This is a genomic window from Pacificispira spongiicola (assembly GCF_012926505.1).
GTDB classification, from domain to species: domain Bacteria; phylum Pseudomonadota; class Alphaproteobacteria; order UBA8366; family Aestuariispiraceae; genus Pacificispira; species Pacificispira spongiicola.
In genome coordinates this window covers 136,714-153,870 of record NZ_JABBNT010000003.1, presented here as the reverse complement: position 1 = coordinate 153,870, position 17,157 = coordinate 136,714, and the positions used below count along the sequence as shown (strand labels likewise).

Annotated in this window: 11 protein-coding genes; 5 read left to right on the top strand and 6 right to left on the bottom strand. The window is 62.3% G+C overall.

Annotated features, from left to right (window positions below):
* Window positions 1–77: 77 nt before the first annotated feature.
* The 3 genes from HH303_RS10170 to trpS all read left to right on the top strand — a co-directional run bounded on the left by HH303_RS10170 (window position 78) and on the right by trpS (window position 3,997).
* Entirely contained in the window at window positions 78–1,145 is a 1,068-nt protein-coding gene (locus HH303_RS10170) for a zinc ABC transporter substrate-binding protein (RefSeq protein WP_169625233.1), read from the top strand.
* Window positions 1,146–1,255: 110 nt separating this feature from the next.
* Complete coding sequence (gene murJ / locus HH303_RS10165) at window positions 1,256–2,824, top strand: murein biosynthesis integral membrane protein MurJ (protein ID WP_169625232.1); 1,569 nt, start codon at window positions 1,256–1,258, stop codon at window positions 2,822–2,824.
* Window positions 2,825–2,995: 171 nt separating this feature from the next.
* Complete coding sequence (gene trpS, locus HH303_RS10160) at window positions 2,996–3,997, top strand: tryptophan--tRNA ligase (protein ID WP_227421767.1); 1,002 nt, start codon at window positions 2,996–2,998, stop codon at window positions 3,995–3,997.
* A 36-nt stretch (window positions 3,998–4,033) separates the two neighbouring features.
* Here the strand turns inward: trpS and HH303_RS10155 are convergent, their stop codons facing one another.
* The 5 genes from HH303_RS10155 to HH303_RS10135 form a co-directional block, all read right to left on the bottom strand.
* Entirely contained in the window at window positions 4,034–4,732 is a 699-nt protein-coding gene (locus tag HH303_RS10155; RefSeq protein ID WP_169625230.1) for a helix-turn-helix transcriptional regulator, read from the bottom strand.
* Window positions 4,733–4,737: 5 nt separating this feature from the next.
* Window positions 4,738–5,115: a VOC family protein gene (locus HH303_RS10150; RefSeq protein WP_169625229.1), complete on the bottom strand. Its 378-nt coding sequence runs from the start codon at window positions 5,113–5,115 to the stop codon at window positions 4,738–4,740.
* Between the two features lie 134 nt (window positions 5,116–5,249).
* Window positions 5,250–7,319: an ABC transporter permease gene (locus HH303_RS10145; RefSeq protein ID WP_169625228.1), complete on the bottom strand. Its 2,070-nt coding sequence runs from the start codon at window positions 7,317–7,319 to the stop codon at window positions 5,250–5,252.
* Between the two features lie 15 nt (window positions 7,320–7,334).
* Window positions 7,335–8,465: a quaternary amine ABC transporter ATP-binding protein gene (locus HH303_RS10140; protein ID WP_169625227.1), complete on the bottom strand. Its 1,131-nt coding sequence runs from the start codon at window positions 8,463–8,465 to the stop codon at window positions 7,335–7,337.
* A gap of 98 nt (window positions 8,466–8,563) precedes the next feature.
* Window positions 8,564–9,538 (bottom strand): ABC transporter substrate-binding protein, encoded by a 975-nt coding sequence (locus tag HH303_RS10135; RefSeq protein WP_227421708.1) that lies wholly within the window; start codon window positions 9,536–9,538, stop codon window positions 8,564–8,566.
* A 209-nt stretch (window positions 9,539–9,747) separates the two neighbouring features.
* On the opposite strand from HH303_RS10135, the gene HH303_RS10130 reads away from it, so the two are divergent.
* On the top strand, window positions 9,748–10,677 hold the full coding sequence (locus tag HH303_RS10130; RefSeq protein ID WP_169625226.1) for a BKACE family enzyme: 930 nt from the start codon (window positions 9,748–9,750) through the stop codon (window positions 10,675–10,677).
* 168 nt (window positions 10,678–10,845) lie between these two features.
* Window positions 10,846–14,289, top strand: a complete 3,444-nt coding sequence (locus HH303_RS10125; RefSeq protein ID WP_169625225.1) for a pyruvate carboxylase — start codon at window positions 10,846–10,848, stop codon at window positions 14,287–14,289.
* Window positions 14,290–14,296: 7 nt separating this feature from the next.
* On the opposite strand, the gene HH303_RS10120 is transcribed toward HH303_RS10125, so the two are convergent.
* Complete coding sequence (locus HH303_RS10120; protein ID WP_169625224.1) at window positions 14,297–17,146, bottom strand: [protein-PII] uridylyltransferase; 2,850 nt, start codon at window positions 17,144–17,146, stop codon at window positions 14,297–14,299.
* Window positions 17,147–17,157: the final 11 nt, after the last annotated feature.

Sequence of the window (17,157 nt, the reverse complement as noted above, 5' to 3'; positions counted from 1 at the left end):
GTTGATCCGGCTCGTACCATACGTTATATCATAACGCAATTCATGTTATGATGTAACATTTCAAAGGGTGAACTCCAATGAAACTAGGCCTTCGGTCCGGCGTCGCCGCCGCAATCCTGTCCTTCTCCTCCATTGCGGCCGGGGGAATCACAAGCGCCGCGCATGCCGAGGGTCCGAAGGTCGTGGCGACATTGAAGCCGATTCACTCCCTTGTCGCGTCGGTGATGCAGGGTGTGGGCGAACCGACGCTGATCGTGGAGGGAGCGTCGTCGCCGCATGGATTCTCCCTGAAACCGTCTCAGATGGCGGCGGTGCAGGATGCCGATATGGTGTTCTGGGTCGGGCCGATGATGGAAACTTTCTTGGTGAAGCCGTTGGAAAATGTCGATCCGTCCCATGCGGTGGAATTGGCGGAACTGCCCGGCATGCGTCTGATGAACTACGACGAAGATCATGACCATGATCACGAACATGAGCATGACCATGATCATGCCGACGGCGACGGCCACGATCACGACGCGGACCACGACCATGAACACGAGCATGAAGAAGACCATGCGGACCATGACGCGGATCACGATCACGAAATGGCGGAAGGCGAGGAACACCATCATCATCATTCCGGTGTAGACGGCCATCTCTGGCTGGACCCGGAAAACGCCATTGCCATTGCCGACGGTGTTGCCGACGCGCTGTCGACGGTCGACCCCGACAATGCGGTCCTCTACAAGGCGAATGCCGCGAAGCTGCGCGCCGATCTGTCGGCCCAGTCGGAGCAGATCGCCGCTACCTTGGCGCCGGTGGCCGGACGCGGCTTCATCGTGTTTCACGACGCGTATCAGTATTTCGAATCTCGCTACGGTCTGGATGCCGCCGGGTCGGTGACGGTCAATCCGGAAGTGAGCCCCAGCGCCGCCCATATCGCAGAAATGCAGGACCGTATCCGTGACAGCGGGGCGGTCTGCGTCTTCTCCGAACCGCAATTCCCGGCGAAGATGGTCGATGTGGTGACCGAAGGCATGTCCCTGAACCGTGCGGTTCTGGACCCGCTCGGCGCAACGCTGGAACCGGGCCCGGCATTATACGGCGACCTGATCGGTGCCTTGGCCGACAGTTTCGCTCGATGCCTGGGTAGCGGCAGCTGATCGCCAGGGAAAAGACACAATCGCACGCCATACCGTTGCACCGTCTCGTCAGGGCGCCTGAATCCGGCTAAATCTGCTGACAGGACACCTTGATAGCTTCGGGTAGCGGTATGGCGCTGGTGAAATCGATCGCGACGGTCGGCGGTTGGACGATGATGAGCCGGGTTCTCGGCTTCGTTCGGGACGCGCTGATGGCGGGCGTGCTGGGGGCGGGCCCGGCGGCGGAGGCGTTTGTCGTCGCCTTTCGACTGCCCAATCTGTTCCGCCGCCTGTTCGCCGAAGGGGCGTTGAACGCCGCCCTGGTGCCGCTCTACGCCAAACGTCTGGAAACCGAAGGCAAGGAAAGCGCCGTTCGCTTCGGGGGGGAGGCCGCGGTTCTCCTCGTCCTCTTCATGCTGTTGCTGACGGTTCTGGCGATGGCCTTCATGCCCTTCGTCATCCTGGCCCTGGCACCCGGTTTCAAGGCCGACGGAACGGATGGCGTTTTCGCACTGGCGGTGACGCTCAGCACCATCACCTTTCCCTATCTGACCTTCATGGCGCTGTCGGCGCTGCTGTCCGGCATGTTGAACACGGCGGGACGGTTCGGGGCGGCGGCTGCCGCCCCGCTGCTGCTGAACGTCGTGTTGATTGCCGCCATGGGCCTGCATTTGGTCGGATTGGCGGAATTGCCGCCCGCCGAGATGCTGGCCTGGGGCGTTTTCGCGGGCGGGGTCGCGCAGTTCGGCCTGATCGCCTGGGACGCGCATCGGGCGGGTCTCCTGCCGCATCTACCGCGTCCAACCCTGTCGCGCGATGTGAAATCGCTGCTGCGTCTGATGGGGCCTGGGGTGATCAGTGCCGGGGTCAGCCAGATCAACACCGTTGTGTCGACCATCCTCGCCTCCCTGCTGCCGACCGGGGCGATCGCGCATCTCTATTACGCGGACCGGGTCGCGCAATTGCCGCTGGGCGTGATCGGGGTGGCGGTGTCCGTCGCCTTGCTGCCGCTCCTGTCCCGGCAATTGAGCGCGGGGGAGGATGCGGCGGCCCGCGAAAGCCTGAACCGGTCGTTGGAAATCGGCTTGCTGTTCACCCTGCCCGCCGCGGCGGCCCTGATCGCCATGCCCTTTCCGGTGGTCGACGTCCTGTTCCGGCGCGGCGAATTCGGAATCGGGGACAGCGCGTCCACCGCCTATGTCCTGGCGGCGATGGCGGCGGGCCTGCCGCCGGTCGTGCTGGTGAAAATTTTAAGCCCCGCCTTCTTCGCCAGGCGGGATACGCGGACGCCGCTTTTGATCGCCATCGCCTCCATGGCGGCGAACCTTGCACTCGCCTTCGCGCTGATGCGGGTATTGGGCGCGGCTGGGATCGCCTTGGCCGCGTCGCTGGCGGGGTGGGGGAATGCCGTGCTGATGGGCTGGATCCTGTCCCGGCGGGGGCACCTGCCGCTGGACGCCCGGTTCCGACGCCGGGTACCGCGCCTGGTCCTGTCGGCGGTGGTTATGGGGGGGCTTCTCTATGGCGGGACCATGCTGGCGCCCGGCATGGTCGATCAACCCTTCCTGCTGCGCGCGGGCTATCTTGCGGTTCTGGTTGCCGCGGGTGGGGCGCTGTATTTCGTTCTGGCCCAGATCACCGGCGGCGCCGACCTGCGTGAGGTCAAGCGAGCCCTGACCCGGCGTCGCAAGGCGTCTTGATCCATCTATCACGGCCTTCTGCCTGCTTGACCGTTCCCGATCCAGGCGGGATAAGCGGTGCCGTTTGTTCCATCAACCCGTTCGGGGAGTCCACATCCCATGACCGACACCGGCGAAACCGCAGCCTCTCAACAGGGTATCTCTCAACAGGGCACCTATAAGACGCGGCATCTGCACCGTATTTTTTCCGGCATTCAGCCGACGGGCAATCTGACGCTCGGCAACTATCTGGGCGCCATCCGCAATTGGGTGACGCTGCAGCACGAATTCGAATGCATTTACTGCGTCGTCGATCAACACGCCCTGACCGTCGGCCCGGAGCCGTCCGCCCTGCGCGAGGCGACCCGTCAGGTGGCGGCGGCGCTGATCGCCTGCGGCATCGATCCGCAGAAGAACGTGCTGTTCAACCAGTCGCAGAACCCGGACCATACGGAGCTCGCCTGGTACTTCAACTGCGTCGCGCGGATGGGGTGGCTGAACCGCATGACCCAGTTCAAGGAGAAGGCGGGCAAGAACCGGGAAAACGCATCGACCGGTCTGTTCGTCTATCCGAATCTGATGGCCGCCGACATCCTGGCCTATCGCGCGACCCATGTGCCGGTCGGCGAGGATCAGAAGCAGCACCTGGAACTGGCGCGCGACATCGCGATCAAATTCAACAACGACTGGAAGGTCGAGGATTTCTTCCCGGTCGTTGAACCGCAGATCCTGGGTGAGGCGACGCGCGTCATGTCGCTGCGCGACGGAACGGCGAAAATGTCGAAATCCGATCCGTCCGACATGTCCCGCATCAACCTGACCGACGACGCGGATACGATCGCGAAGAAGATCAAGAAGGCGAAGACCGATCCGGAAAACCTGCCGACGGAAAAGGCGGGCTTCGAAGGCCGGCCGGAAGCCCAGAACCTTGTCACTATTTATGCCGCGCTGACCGGCACGACTGTGGATCAGGCGCTGGCCGATATCGGCGGCAGCCAATTCGGTGCGTTCAAGCAGAAGCTGGCCGATGCGGCAGTCGCGCATCTGTCGCCCATCACGACGGAAATGAACCGTCTGTTGGAAGACCGTGCGGAAATCGATCGCTTGCTGGTCAAGGGGGGCGAACGGGCCCGCGCCTTGTCCGCGCCGGTTCTGAAGGATGTCCGGGAGACCCTGGGGCTGGTCACCGGTTAAGGCATTTGGGGCGGCCTTTCCGATCGGAAGGGCCGCCTACAGGCCATGCGCATGCCCCTGCATTTCCAATAGGCGATAGAAATCCGCCAGCGTCCGGCCCTTTTCGGGGCGGTAGGCGGTGCCCGTATTCGCTATGCCGACGATCCGGTCCAGGCGGAACATGCGGAAATCGTCGCGCAGTTCGCACCACGCGATCAGGGTCCAGACCTTGCCCCAGAACCAAAGCCCTAGCGGCCGGACGACGCGCCGCGTATCCCGGTCTTCCGCATCGCGATAGGTCAGGTCGAGGCGCAGCCGTGCATCGACGGCGCGTTCCAGCTCATCGATGCGGGTGCGGACCGCCGGCGTCATTTCCAGCGCCATGGCATGGATTTCAACTTCCGATGCGCCCGCCTTGCGGGCCTCCGGCAGGACGGCGTCGATCTTGATCAGCGCTTCTTCCGCCGCCTTCGCCATCGCCGCGCCGCCCCAGGCCCGGATCAGGCGCGCACCCGCCGTCAGGGCCACGATTTCATCGCGGTTGAACATCAGTGGCGGCAGGTCGAACCCGGCGCGCAGGACATAGCCGACACCGGCCTCCCCTTCGATGGGGACGCCGGTCGATTGCAGGTCGGCGATGTCGCGATAGATCGTGCGTTCGGAGACTTCCAATTTCTCCGCCAGCATCCTCGCGGTGACGAGCCGACCGCCCCGCAGGAACTGCACGATCTGGAACAGGCGGTCGGCTCTACGCATCGCGATCAACCCATATAGGTGAACAGGCCGATGGAGTTCCCATCGGGGTCGAGGCAATAGGCGAAGCGGCCGACCGGAATGTCGATGACCGGCGACAGGGACTTGCCGCCCGCCTTCTTCACGCGTTCGATACCTTCCTCGACGGAAACGGGGCACATCATGTGGACGGTCGGTCCGGTGCCGTCATTGGCGGGGGTGCCGGGATACAGATGGCCCGCGACGCCCTTGCCGTCCTTGGTCGGGAACATGGCCATTGGGTTGGGGCCGGTAGTGTCGATCGTAAGGTCGATGTCGAATACGGCGTTGTAGAAACGGATGGATGCGTCCAGGTCCGTAACCGGGATTTCGGTCCAGACGGTGAAGTTCGTGGGGGCGTGGCTCATCTTTTCTTCCTCGATATCCGTCCCGGTTCTGCACCGGGACGCTGTTGGCGATGCACGCGTTATCGCACAACCCTCCTGACAGCATTCTGTCAGGAGGGTTCAGGAGGATGAAACAAAATTCGAACGTTCCGGCGCTACAGACCCAGGGCCTTGCGCTTGCGGCGGCTCCAGGCCTGGAGAATTCTGTCCGCACTCATCGCCACCAGGGCGATGGACAGACCGGCGACCAGGCCCATGCCGGCATTCGCCTTGCCCAGCGCCAGATAAACCGCCTGTCCCAGGCCCTTCGTTCCGACCAGCGCGGCGATGACCAGCATGGCCAGCCCATACATGATCGTCTGGTTCAGGCCCAGCATGATGACCGGCAGGGCCAGCGGCAGCTTCACGTCGAACAGGATTTGACGGTCTGTACAGCCGATCTGTTTCGCGGCCTCCACCACATCGGGACGGACATTGCGCAGCCCGTGTTCAACATAGCGGATGGGCGGCACGATGGCATAGATGATAACGGCCAGCAGGGCGGAAAACTCCCCAACCGCGAAGAACATCAGGACCGGGATCAGGATCACGAATTGCGGCATGGTTTGCAGCGTGTCGTTGATCGGCCGCATTGCCGCCGAAACCCGATCGTTCCCCGCCGCCCAGACGCCCAGCGCCCCGCCGATCAGGAAACACAGCAGGACGGCGGCGCCGCACAGATAGACGGACCGCATGGTTTCCGCCCACAGCCCGTTGACGAGCATGAAACCGAAGCTGGCGACGACGAAAACCGTGGTCAGCAACCCGCCCGCCAGATAGGCGACGAGACCGACCAGCCCAATGAAGACCGGCCAGGGCATGCCTTCCAGGCCCCAGAACAGGGTCGGGGCGGCGATGGCGATGATGATCCCCAGGACCTGACGCCCGCGCCAGAAGCACCACGCCGCCAAGGCGACCATGCCGATCCAATAGGCGGCGGCGATTTCCGGCGTCATCGCGAAACCCCAGAATTTCGGATAGACGGCCTTCAACAGCCCGATGCGCAGCGGCAGCAGGACGAAGAAATTGGCGCTGTTCTTCAACCCGTCGGTGACGGCGGAGTAATTCGCGACGAACCAGTCGATTCCGTGGTTCAGCCAATCGGCGACCGCGTTATGGACGATCCAGCTTTCGGGATAGCTTTTCAACGGGGCGACGACATGCGCCAGGACCAGGAAAGCGACCGCCGCGCCGCCGCCCACGATCAGGTGGCGATGGCGCTGGAAGGAACTGTCGGTATGCGATTCTGCGAGGTTCCGTTCGCGATCGGTCAGGCCGCGGGTGACGCGGTCCATGATCATGGCCATGATGGCGATGACGATCCCGGCCAGCAGGCTCTGCCCGAACTGGGCCTTGCGCATGGTGGACAGAACTTCCCAACCGATATCGCCGAACCCGCCGATAATCGCCGCGATAATAACCATGGACAGGGCCGCCATGGTCGTCTGATTGACGCCGACCAGGATCTGCGGCAGGGCCGTCGGCACCTCGACCCACCAAAAGGACTGACGCGGGGTGCAACCGCTCATCAATCCGGATTCGCGGATGTCGGACGGCACGCGCTGCAAGCCCAGCATGGTGTTGCGGACCATTGGCGGCGCGGCATAGATCGCGCTGGCAATCAGGCCGACGACCGGCCCGAAACCGAACAGCAGCAGGATCGGGATCAGATAGGCGAAGGCCGGGACCGTTTGCATCAGGTCCAGCATCGGATCGACGATCCGCCAAGCCCAGTTGGACCGGAAGGACAGGATGCCCAGCCCGAAGCCGATGGCGACGGATAGCGGCACCGACACGCCGACCAGGGCCAGCGTGTTCATGCTTTCGAACCAATAGCCGGTGATCAGCATGTACAGCAGGGACCCCAGCGTGAACGCCGCCAGCTTCCAACCGCCTGCCCGATGCGCGATCGCGGTGAAGATCGCGATGGTCACAGGCCAGGGCAGCCAGTGCAGGGTAGCTTGAATCCCGGTCATCGGCCATTCCATGGCCCAGGAGATTCCCCGGAAAATGGTCTGGAAATGCGCGACGAACCAATCCATCGCGACATTGAGCCAGGCTTCCAGCGGAATGACCCAGGGGGTCGGATATTTGACGATCCAACCGGCCTGATCGCGCAGCGCGTAACACAGCGCCGCGAACAGGCCGAAGGCGATCCAGGGGCGCAGGGTTGGGGCGATCCGCATGTCCCGCCGCCCCGCTTAACCGGCGGCGACGGCCTGTCGACCGTCGCGCTCCCCATGGGCCAGGGCCTTCACGACACCGGCCGCCGTGACCTTACCGATCAGTTTCCCGTCCTTGTTGACGACGGCCAGACCGGTGTCCGATCCGGCGAAGGCGGGCAGGATTTCTTCCAGGCATTGGTCAGGGGATACCGTTGCCGCATCCGGCGGCAATCCGTCCGTTGCCGGGTCGAGCACGTCGCGGACGCGAATTACCCGGACCAGCGGCACGTCTTCGGTGAATTCGGCGACGTAATCGTCGGCGGGGTTCAACACCAATTCGGACGGGGTGCCGATCTGCACCACACGGCCGTCCTTCATGATGCAGATACGGTCGCCCAGTTTCAGGGCTTCCAGGAAATCATGGGTGATGAAGACAATGGTTTTATGCAGCATGGTCTGCAAGCGCACGAATTCGTCCTGCATCTGCCGCCGGATCAGCGGGTCCAGGGCACTGAACGGTTCGTCCAGGAACCACAGTTCCGGGCCGACGCATAGGGACCGGGCGATGCCCACACGCTGTTGCTGACCGCCGGACAGTTGCCGGGGGAAGGACATTTCGCGGCCTTCCAATCCGACCAGTTCGATCATTTCCTGCGCGCGTTTTTCGCGTTCCACTTTGCCGACGCCTTGCACCTTCAAGGGGAAGGCGACGTTTTCCAGGACGGTCAGGTGCGGCATCAGGCCGAAATTCTGGAACACCATCCCCATGCGGTGGCGGCGGATGTCGATCAGGTCCGTCTCGCTGGCGGCCAGCAGGTTCTCGCCGTCCAGCAGGACTTCGCCCGCCGTCGGTTCCACCAGACGTGACAGACAGCGTACCATGGTCGATTTGCCGGAGCCGCTGAGCCCCATGATGATGAAGATTTCCCCGGCATGGACATCGAAACTCACGTCCCCCGCCGCTACGATATGCTCCTGTGCGCGGATTTTATCGACATGCGCGTCGGGATTCGGCACCGCGCCGTTCCGACCGTATTGCGCGGTTTCGAAAAACTTCCCCGGATCGGTCCCATAGACCTTCCAGATATTGCGACAGGACAGTTTGACCGGTCGTTCGGTAACCGGCACGTCGGAAAAATCGGCCTCAGCCTGGGAACGGTCCGTCATCTCGGATTCCCCCGATAAGAAAGTAACAAAAGAAACAAAAGTATCCGACCGGGCCTGATCGGCGCCGGCCGGATACGGATATCGATAGGCGGGGCGGTTTAGTTGACCGCGGCGTCCATCCAGGGCTTCCAGGTCGCTTCATTCGCATCGACCCAGGCACCGACGACGTCTTCCAGCTTCTCACCCTTCTGGTCGATCGCCAGCATCATTTTCTGCTGTTCGGTGGAACTCATCTGGAATTTTTCCATGAAGGCATAGGCCGCCGGCCACTTGTCCTTGAAACCGGACCACGCGACCTTGACCGTATCCGGCGGGGCCAAACCGCAATCCATCACTTCGTTCGGGTTCACCCCCCAGGACGGATCGGTTTCGCAAGCCGGGTCATAGGCCGGGAGCTTGACCCAGTCGATATCGACTTCGGCCAGCACCCAATGCGGCGCCCAGAACATCATGACCAGCGGCTTTTTGGCGGCGGCGGCGGCTTTCAGCTCCGCAACCAGGGCACCTTCGGAACCGGCCGGGACGGCGGTGAACGGAATATCCAGACCTTTGATCATCTGTTCGGACCGGTTACCCCAATCCGCCGGATAGGACAGGATACGGCCGTTCGGGAAGGTTTCCGGCGTGGCGAAGGCTTCGGCGCAATCTTTCAGCGCTTCCCAGTCGGGCAGGCCCGGGCAGAGTTCCGCGACGTGTTTCGGATACATCCAGCCTTCGCCGGTATCCAGGCCCAGCGGACCGATTTCGACTTCCTTGCCGCTTTCGATCATCTTCGGATAGATCTCGCCGGCATTGTTCAGCCAGACTTCCATCGTGGCGTGGATCGTGCCGTCGGCAACGGCGGTATGTTGCGGATAGTTCCCGGCGGTCACGTATTCGACGGAATACCCCATCTTTTCCAGGATCATGCCGGTGATATGGGTGGTCACATGCTGACCGGTCCATTCGTTGATCGCGAGTTTGATCGGTTCGTCCGTCGCGCCCAGATCGGCGGCCATGGCGGAACCGCCGGTGGCCAGTGCCAACGCGCAGCCCATTACCAGATTACGGGTTTTACATCCCAACTTCGACATTTCGAAAGGTCTCCCCTAACGTTTGATACCCTGTTGCAAAAGTTTCTTCGGCCTAGCGACCGTCGTTTTGTCCAGTTTGCGGCTTTTTGCTTCGGAAGTCATGTTCGATTTCGGAGCACGAAACACGCACCGTGGAGTGGACAGCGTAGGCGAAGCATGGTCGGCTGATTTGAACTAAAACGTCGCGCATTTGGGAAGGAACGTCAAATATGGTTAAAAGCGTCATCATTACCTGCGCCGTCACCGGGGGCATTCACACGCCGACAATGTCGGATTACCTGCCCATCACGCCTCAGGAAATCGCCGACGAAGCCGTCGCGGCGGCAGAGGCCGGGGCGTCGATTTTGCATTTGCATGCGCGCGATCCGAAGGACGGTCGACCGACCCCGGACCCGAAGGTCTTCATGGAATTCCTGCCCCGCATCAAGCAGCAGACGGATGCGGTGGTGAACATCACGACCGGCGGCGGTCTGGGCATGACGCTGGAGGAACGATTGGCCGCCGCCATCGCCGCCAGCCCGGAAATGACCTCGCTGAATATGGGGTCGTTCAATTTCGCGCTGTATCCGCTGTTGGATAAGTACAAGACGTGGAAACACGATTGGGAACCCGCCTATCTGGAAAACACGAAAGAATTTATTTTCAAGAACACCTTCGGCGATATCGAACGCACCATGCTGGAGCTGGGCGAAGGGCATGGAATCAAGTTCGAATTCGAATGCTATGACGTCGGGCATCTCTACAATCTGGCGCATTTCGCGGATCGCGGCTTGGTGAAGCCGCCCTTCCTGGTGCAGACGATTTTCGGCATCATGGGCGGCATCGGGGCGGATGAGGAAAACCTGATGCATATGCGCCGCATCGCCAACAAGCTGTTCGGCGACGATTACGAATGGTCGGTTCTGGCGGCCGGCCGTCATCAGATGCCCTTCGTCACCCAGGCGGCGGTCATGGGCGGCAATGTGCGCGTCGGGCTGGAGGACAGCCTGTATATCGGCAAGGGCGAATTGGCGAAAAGCAATGCCGACCAGGTCGCGAAGATCCGGCGGATCGTGGAGGATTTGTCGCTGGCCGTCGCAACCCCGGAAGAGGCACGCAAGCGCCTGGGCCTCAAGGGTGGGGATCTGGTCAATTTCTGACCGGCCTTATCCAAAGACCTGAATTTTTCGGAAGGGGGCCATACGGCCCCCTTATCGATTCCATCGTTATTTCGCAGTTGCGAAAAAAACTGTCCCCGGTATTACAGTAAGCCGTCAAAAAGAAAGCCGGAATACGGCACCAAAAATAATCAGGTCTGGGGGTCAGGGATGTCACAAACGAAACTGTTGGTCGCGAACCGAAGCGAAATCGCCATCCGCGTCATGCGCGCGGCGACCGAACTCGGCATCGGCACCGTCGCCGTCTATGCGGAGGAGGACAAACTGTCCCTGCACCGCTTCAAGGCCGACGAAAGCTATCGCATCGGGGAAGGCAACGGGCCGGTTAAGGCCTATCTGAATATCGACGAGGTCATCCGTGCCGCTAAGAAGGCGGGCGCGACCCTGATCCATCCGGGCTATGGCTTCCTGTCCGAAAACCCCGATTTCGCGGAAGCCTGCGCCAAGGCGGGGATCACCTTCATCGGCCCGCCGCCGTCGGTCATGCGCGCCCTGGGCAACAAGGTGTCGGCCCGCGAAATGGCGGTGAAGGCCGGGGTGCCGGTCATGCCCGCGACCGGCCCCTTGCCGACCGATATGGACGAATGCCGCAGGCTGGCGGACGGCATCGGCTACCCCGTCATGCTGAAGGCCAGTTGGGGCGGCGGTGGGCGCGGCATGCGCGTGATCGAGGATGCCTCCAAATTGGCGGAACAGGTCAATGCCGGACGGCGCGAGGCGGAAGCCGCCTTCGGCAATGGCGAGGTCTATCTGGAAAAACTCGTCCAGCGCGCGCGCCATGTGGAAGTGCAGATATTGGGCGACAGTCACGGCAATATCGTCCACCTGTTCGAACGCGATTGCTCCGTTCAGCGGCGCAACCAGAAGGTGGTGGAGCGCGCCCCCGCCCCTTACCTGAACGAGACGCGCCGCCTGTCCGTTTGTGAGTCCGCGCTGAAACTCTGCCGGGAGGCCGGATATGTCGGGGCGGGCACGGTTGAATTCCTGATGGATGCCGATACCGGCGACTTCTATTTCATCGAGGTCAATCCCCGCGTTCAGGTCGAACACACGGTGACGGAGGAAGTGACCGGCATCGACATCGTGAAGGCGCAGATTCATATCGCGCAAGGCGGTCGTATCGGCGTGCCGGGCGAAACAGGGGTACCGAAACAGGAAGACATCCGCCTGACCGGCCATGCCCTGCAATGCCGGGTGACGACGGAAGACCCGGAAAACAACTTCACCCCCGACTATGGGCGGATCACCGCCTATCGCGGCGCGACCGGGTTCGGCATCCGCCTGGACGGCGGGACGGCCTATTCCGGGGCGGTGATCACCCGCTATTACGACAGTTTGCTGGAAAAGGTGACGGCCCGCGCCGCGACACCGGAAGAAGCCGTGCGCCGCATGGACCGGGCGTTGAAGGAATTCCGCATCCGCGGCGTGGCGACGAATCTGGCCTTCTTGGAAAATGTCATCAACAATCCGGACTTCGTCACGGGCGATATCACCACCCGTTTCATCGACACGACGCCCTCCCTGTTTCATTTCCCGAAGCGGCGGGACCGGGCGACGCGGCTGTTGCGCTTCATCGCCGACGTGACGGTCAACGGGAACCCGGAAGTCGCGGGCCGACCGAAACCGCCTGCCCATGCGCATAAGCCGGTCGTCCCGATGACGCTGCATGCCGACCCGGAGCCGGGGACGAAGCAGATCCTGGACGAAAAGGGGCCGGAAGGCTTCCGTGACTGGATGCTGGCGCAGAAGCGTGTCCTGATCACGGATACGACCATGCGCGACGGGCATCAGTCGCTGCTGGCGACGCGCATGCGCACCCACGACATGGTGACGGTGGCGGAAGCCTATTCCCAGCGCCTGCCGCAATTGTTCTCCCTGGAATGCTGGGGTGGCGCGACCTTCGACGTCGCCATGCGGTTCCTGAAGGAAGACCCGTGGGACCGTCTGATCGACCTGCGGGAAAAGGTGCCGAACATCCTGTTGCAGATGTTGCTGCGGGCGTCCAACGCCGTCGGCTATACGAACTATCCGGACAATGCCGTCCAGTATTTCGTGGAAAAGGCGGCGGATGCGGGAATGGATGTCTTCCGAGTCTTCGACAGTTTGAACTGGGCCGACAATATGAAGGTCGCGATGGACGCGGTCTTGAAGACCGACCGCCTTTGCGAGGCGGCGATCTGCTATACCGGCGATCTGTTCGACAAGGACCGACCGAAATACGATTTGGACTATTACGTCGCATTGGGCCGGGAACTGAAATCCCACGGCGCCCATATCCTGGGCATCAAGGACATGGCGGGCCTGTGCCGCCCGGCGCAAATCCGGGTCCTGGTGAAGGCGTTGAAGGACGAAACCGGCCTGCCGATCCATTACCACACCCACGACACGTCGGGCATCGCGGCGGCCACCGTGTTGGCGGCCTGCGAGGCCGGGGCGGATGCGGTCGATGCGGCGATGGACAGTTTCTCCGGCCTGACGTCGCAGCCTAATCTGGGTTCCATCGTCACCGCCCTGAACGACGGCGATCGCCCCACCGGTCTGGACCCGGCGACGATCCGCAGTTTCTCGGATTATTGGGAGGCGGTGCGCGTTCACTATACGGCCTTCGAACCGGATCTGCGCGCCGGGGCGTCGGAGGTCTATCTGCACGAAATGCCGGGCGGGCAGTTCACCAACCTGAAGGAACAGGCCCGCGCGTTGGGACTGGCCGAACGCTGGCACGAAGTCGCCCGCATGTATGCGGAGGTGAACAAACTGTTCGGCGATATCGTCAAGGTGACGCCGTCGTCGAAAGTCGTCGGCGATATGGCGCTCTACATGGTGTCCAGCGGGATTACGCCGGAGGCCGTGTCGGACCCGAATACGGATATCGCCTTCCCGGATTCGGTCGTCGCCATGCTGCGCGGCGATCTGGGGCAGCCGCCGGGCGGTTGGCCCGCGGATATCCAGAAGAAGGCGTTGAAGGGAGAGGCCCCGATCCTCGATCGGCCCGGAAAGCATCTGGCGCCGGTCGATTTCGCCGAAGAACGGGCGAAGGCGCAAAAGGCGGCGCAGCGCCATGTCGGCGATTTCGAATTGGCCTCCCACATCATGTATCCGAAGGTCTTTTCGGATTTCGCGGCCTTTCGGCGCGATTACGGGCGGCTGGACGTCTTGCCGACGCCGGTCTTCTTTTACGGTATGAAACCGGGGGAGGAGATCGCGGTGGATATCGACCGGGGCAAGACCCTGGCGATCCGCATGATGACGGTCGGCGAGGCGGATGAGAAAGGCGAACGGGAAGTCTTTTTCGACCTGAACGGCCAGCCGCGCGTCATCCGCGTCGCGGACAAGGCCGTCGCCCCGTCCGCACCGGCGAACGAAAAGGCCGATCCCGGCAATGCCGATCATGTGCCTGCGCCGATGCCGGGCATGGTGTCGACCATCGCGGTCCAGGACGGGCAGGCGGTTCAGGCGGGCGACGTCCTGATGACGCTGGAGGCGATGAAGATGGAAACCACCATCGCCGCCCCGAAGGCTGGCACGGTCAAACGCCTGCCGGTGAAGGCGGGCACCCAGGTCGACGCGAAGGATTTGCTGGCCGTGGTGGAATAGGGCGCCCTTATTCCGCCGCTTCTGTCCCGCGAGATTCAACTCGTTTCGCGCGGGATTTCGCGGCGGTCTTCTTGGCCAGCGCCGTCGATGGCGGGGCAGTCTGTCTCTCGCCTTCGATCAGGGCGAGGCGCAAGGCCTCCCGGACCTGTTCCAGCTTGCCGGCATGGTCGATCTTCATGCCGAACGTGTCCTTCACATAGAACACGTCGACCACCTGTTCGCCATAGGTCGAAATCTTTGCAATGGCGATCTGCAGGCGGTGTTCGGTCAAGGCGGCGGTCAGGCGATACAGCAGGCCCGGACGATCGCGGCCGTTGACCTCGATCACCGTGTAGTTGGTGGACGCCTTGTTATCGATCAGGACGCGCGGCGGCACGGTGAAGACATTGGTGCGCGACGGCAGCGCCGTCTTCGCCCGCTTCGCCAGTTCCTCCATCGGTTTGATTTCACCCGACAGCGATTGTCGGATCATGGCGGACAGCCGGGCCAGTTGGTTGGGGCGGGAAAACGCACCGCCGTCTTCGTCCTGCAGCAGGAACGTATCCAACGCCATCCCGTCCTTCAGGGTCGAAATCTTCGCATCGACGACATTCGCCCCGGCCAGCGCAATGGCCCCGGACAGGCGCGCGATCAACCCCGGATGATCGGTGCAATAGACCGACAGTTCCGTCACCGACTTACCGGCATCGACACGGGTTTCCAGGGTCAGGTCGTCGCGATCCGACTGTGCCGACCGGATGATCCAGGCGTGATGGACCAGCGTGTCGATGTCCAGCGACAGGTAATACCCCTTGCCCGCGCGGTCCAGGTGCCGGGTAATGTCGTCTTCGGACCAGCCCGCTTCCTCCAGCCGCTTGGCGAGGCGCGCCTTTGCGGCGGCGGCCCGTTGGCCGCGCCCTTCGGACGCGGAAACGCCGGACATGACTTCCTCGGCGCGGGCATGCAATTCGCGCAGCAGGGTCGCCTTCCAATTATTCCAGACATTCGGCCCCACGGCCTTGATATCGACGACGGTCAGGCACAAAAGCAGGCGCAGGCGTTCCGGCGACTGCACCAGATCGACGAAATCCTTCAGCGTCTTCGGGTCTTCCAGGTCTCGCTTGGTCGCGGTCTTGGACATGGACAGGTGATGCAGGACCAGCCAGGCGACAGTCTCGGTCTCCGCCTCCGACATGCCGAACCGCGGGCACAGCGTGCGGGCGACCTTCGCCCCCAATTCGGAATGGTCCCCGCCGCGTCCCTTGGCGATATCGTGCAGCAGCACCGCGACATAGAGGACGTTTCGGGACTGGATTTGCTGCATCACCTTCGCGGCGACCGGGTGATCGTCGTTCAGCAGTCCGCGTTCGATCCGGTTCAGGATGCCGATGGCGCGGATCGTATGCTCGTCCGTCGTGTAGACATGATACATGTCGTATTGCATCTGCGCCACGACGCGCCCGAAATCCGGCACGAACTTGCCCAGCAACCCACATTCGTTCATCTGGCGCAGGGTTTTGTCGGGGTCCTGTTCGGCACACAGGATATCCATGAAAATCCGGTTCGCTTCCGGGTCGTTCCGGATCGCGGGGGAGATTTTAGACAAGGACCGGGACAAGGCCGTCAAGGCGTCCGGGTGAATTTCAAGGCCGTTGCGGTTCGCCGTCCGAAACAGGCGCAGCATGTCCAGCGGTTCGTTGCGGAACCGCTTCCTGTCCTCCACCGTCAGGCGCTGACCGTCCATCTGGAACCCGTCGATTTCCTTCCGGAAAACCTTATTGGTCAGACGCGACAGGCCGGTCCGTTTCTGCGCGGCCTCGAACGCGGCCAGGAAGATTCGGGTCAGGTCCCCGACATCCTTCGCCACCAGGAAATAGTGGCGCATGAAGCGTTCGACGCCGCTGCTGCTCGGACGATCGGTATAGGCCATGCGGCTGGCCAGTTCCGGCTGCACGTCGAAGGTCAGGCGCTCTTCGGCGCGCCCAACCAGATAATGCAGGTGGCAGCGCACGGCCCACAGGAAGGATTGCGCCTTGGTGAACAGGTCCACTTCCCGCTGGGTCAGCACGCCTTCGCCGGTCAGTTGCGCGATGTCCTCGACATTGTAGATGAATTTCGATGTCCAATAGAGCGTATGCAGATCGCGCAGGCCGCCCTTGCCGTCCTTGATATTCGGTTCCAGCACATAGCGGCTGTCGCCCATGCGCTCGTGCCGCTCGTTCCGTTCGCTCATCTTCGCTTCCAGGAAGTCCATTTCCCGGCCTTCCACGATATGCTTGCGGAAGCGGATGCGCAGATCGCTGAACAGGGACTTCTCGCCCCAAATGAAGCGGGTTTCCAACAGCGCGGTGCAGATGGTCCAATCGGCCTTCGCCTGACGCAGGCATTCGTCCACGGACCGTGTCGAATGCCCGACCTTCAACCCGATATCCCACAGCATGTACAGGATCGTTTCCACGATCTGATCGACGCGGGCGGCGGGTTTGCGATGATGCAGGAACAGAAGGTCGATATCGGATTGCGGCGCCAGTTCCCCGCGCCCGTAACCGCCGACGGCGACGATGGCGATCTTTTCGGCATCGGTCGGGTTCGGCGCGGGATACAGATGTTGCACCACCGCGTCGTAGAGGACGCGCAGCATCTGATCGATCAGAAAACAATAGGCGCGCACGCAGGTTGCGCCGTCATGGTCTTCGAAGAAGCGGCTGCGGATTTCTTCGCGCCCTTGGGCCAGCGCCGGTTTCAAGACCGACAGCCATGCCATTCGCATTTCGCTTTCATCGGTGATTCCGGCGGCGGCGCGGCTCATCGCCTCCTGCATGGCGCGGCGGTCGATGATTTTGCGCTGATCGCGAATTTTGACGTTCGTATCCAACATGGCCTAAACCT

Coding starts and splice junctions, on each gene's coding strand:
- HH303_RS10130 (WP_169625226.1), top strand. CDS start 9,748: ATGGTTAAAAGCGTCATCATTACCTGCGCCGTCACCGGGGGCATTCAC.
- HH303_RS10155 (WP_169625230.1), bottom strand. CDS start 4,732: ATGCGTAGAGCCGACCGCCTGTTCCAGATCGTGCAGTTCCTGCGGGGC.
- HH303_RS10150 (WP_169625229.1), bottom strand. CDS start 5,115: ATGAGCCACGCCCCCACGAACTTCACCGTCTGGACCGAAATCCCGGTT.
- HH303_RS10145 (WP_169625228.1), bottom strand. CDS start 7,319: ATGCGGATCGCCCCAACCCTGCGCCCCTGGATCGCCTTCGGCCTGTTC.
- HH303_RS10125 (WP_169625225.1), top strand. CDS start 10,846: ATGTCACAAACGAAACTGTTGGTCGCGAACCGAAGCGAAATCGCCATC.
- murJ (WP_169625232.1), top strand. CDS start 1,256: ATGGCGCTGGTGAAATCGATCGCGACGGTCGGCGGTTGGACGATGATG.
- HH303_RS10170 (WP_169625233.1), top strand. CDS start 78: ATGAAACTAGGCCTTCGGTCCGGCGTCGCCGCCGCAATCCTGTCCTTC.
- HH303_RS10140 (WP_169625227.1), bottom strand. CDS start 8,465: ATGACGGACCGTTCCCAGGCTGAGGCCGATTTTTCCGACGTGCCGGTT.
- HH303_RS10135 (WP_227421708.1), bottom strand. CDS start 9,538: ATGTCGAAGTTGGGATGTAAAACCCGTAATCTGGTAATGGGCTGCGCG.
- HH303_RS10120 (WP_169625224.1), bottom strand. CDS start 17,146: ATGTTGGATACGAACGTCAAAATTCGCGATCAGCGCAAAATCATCGAC.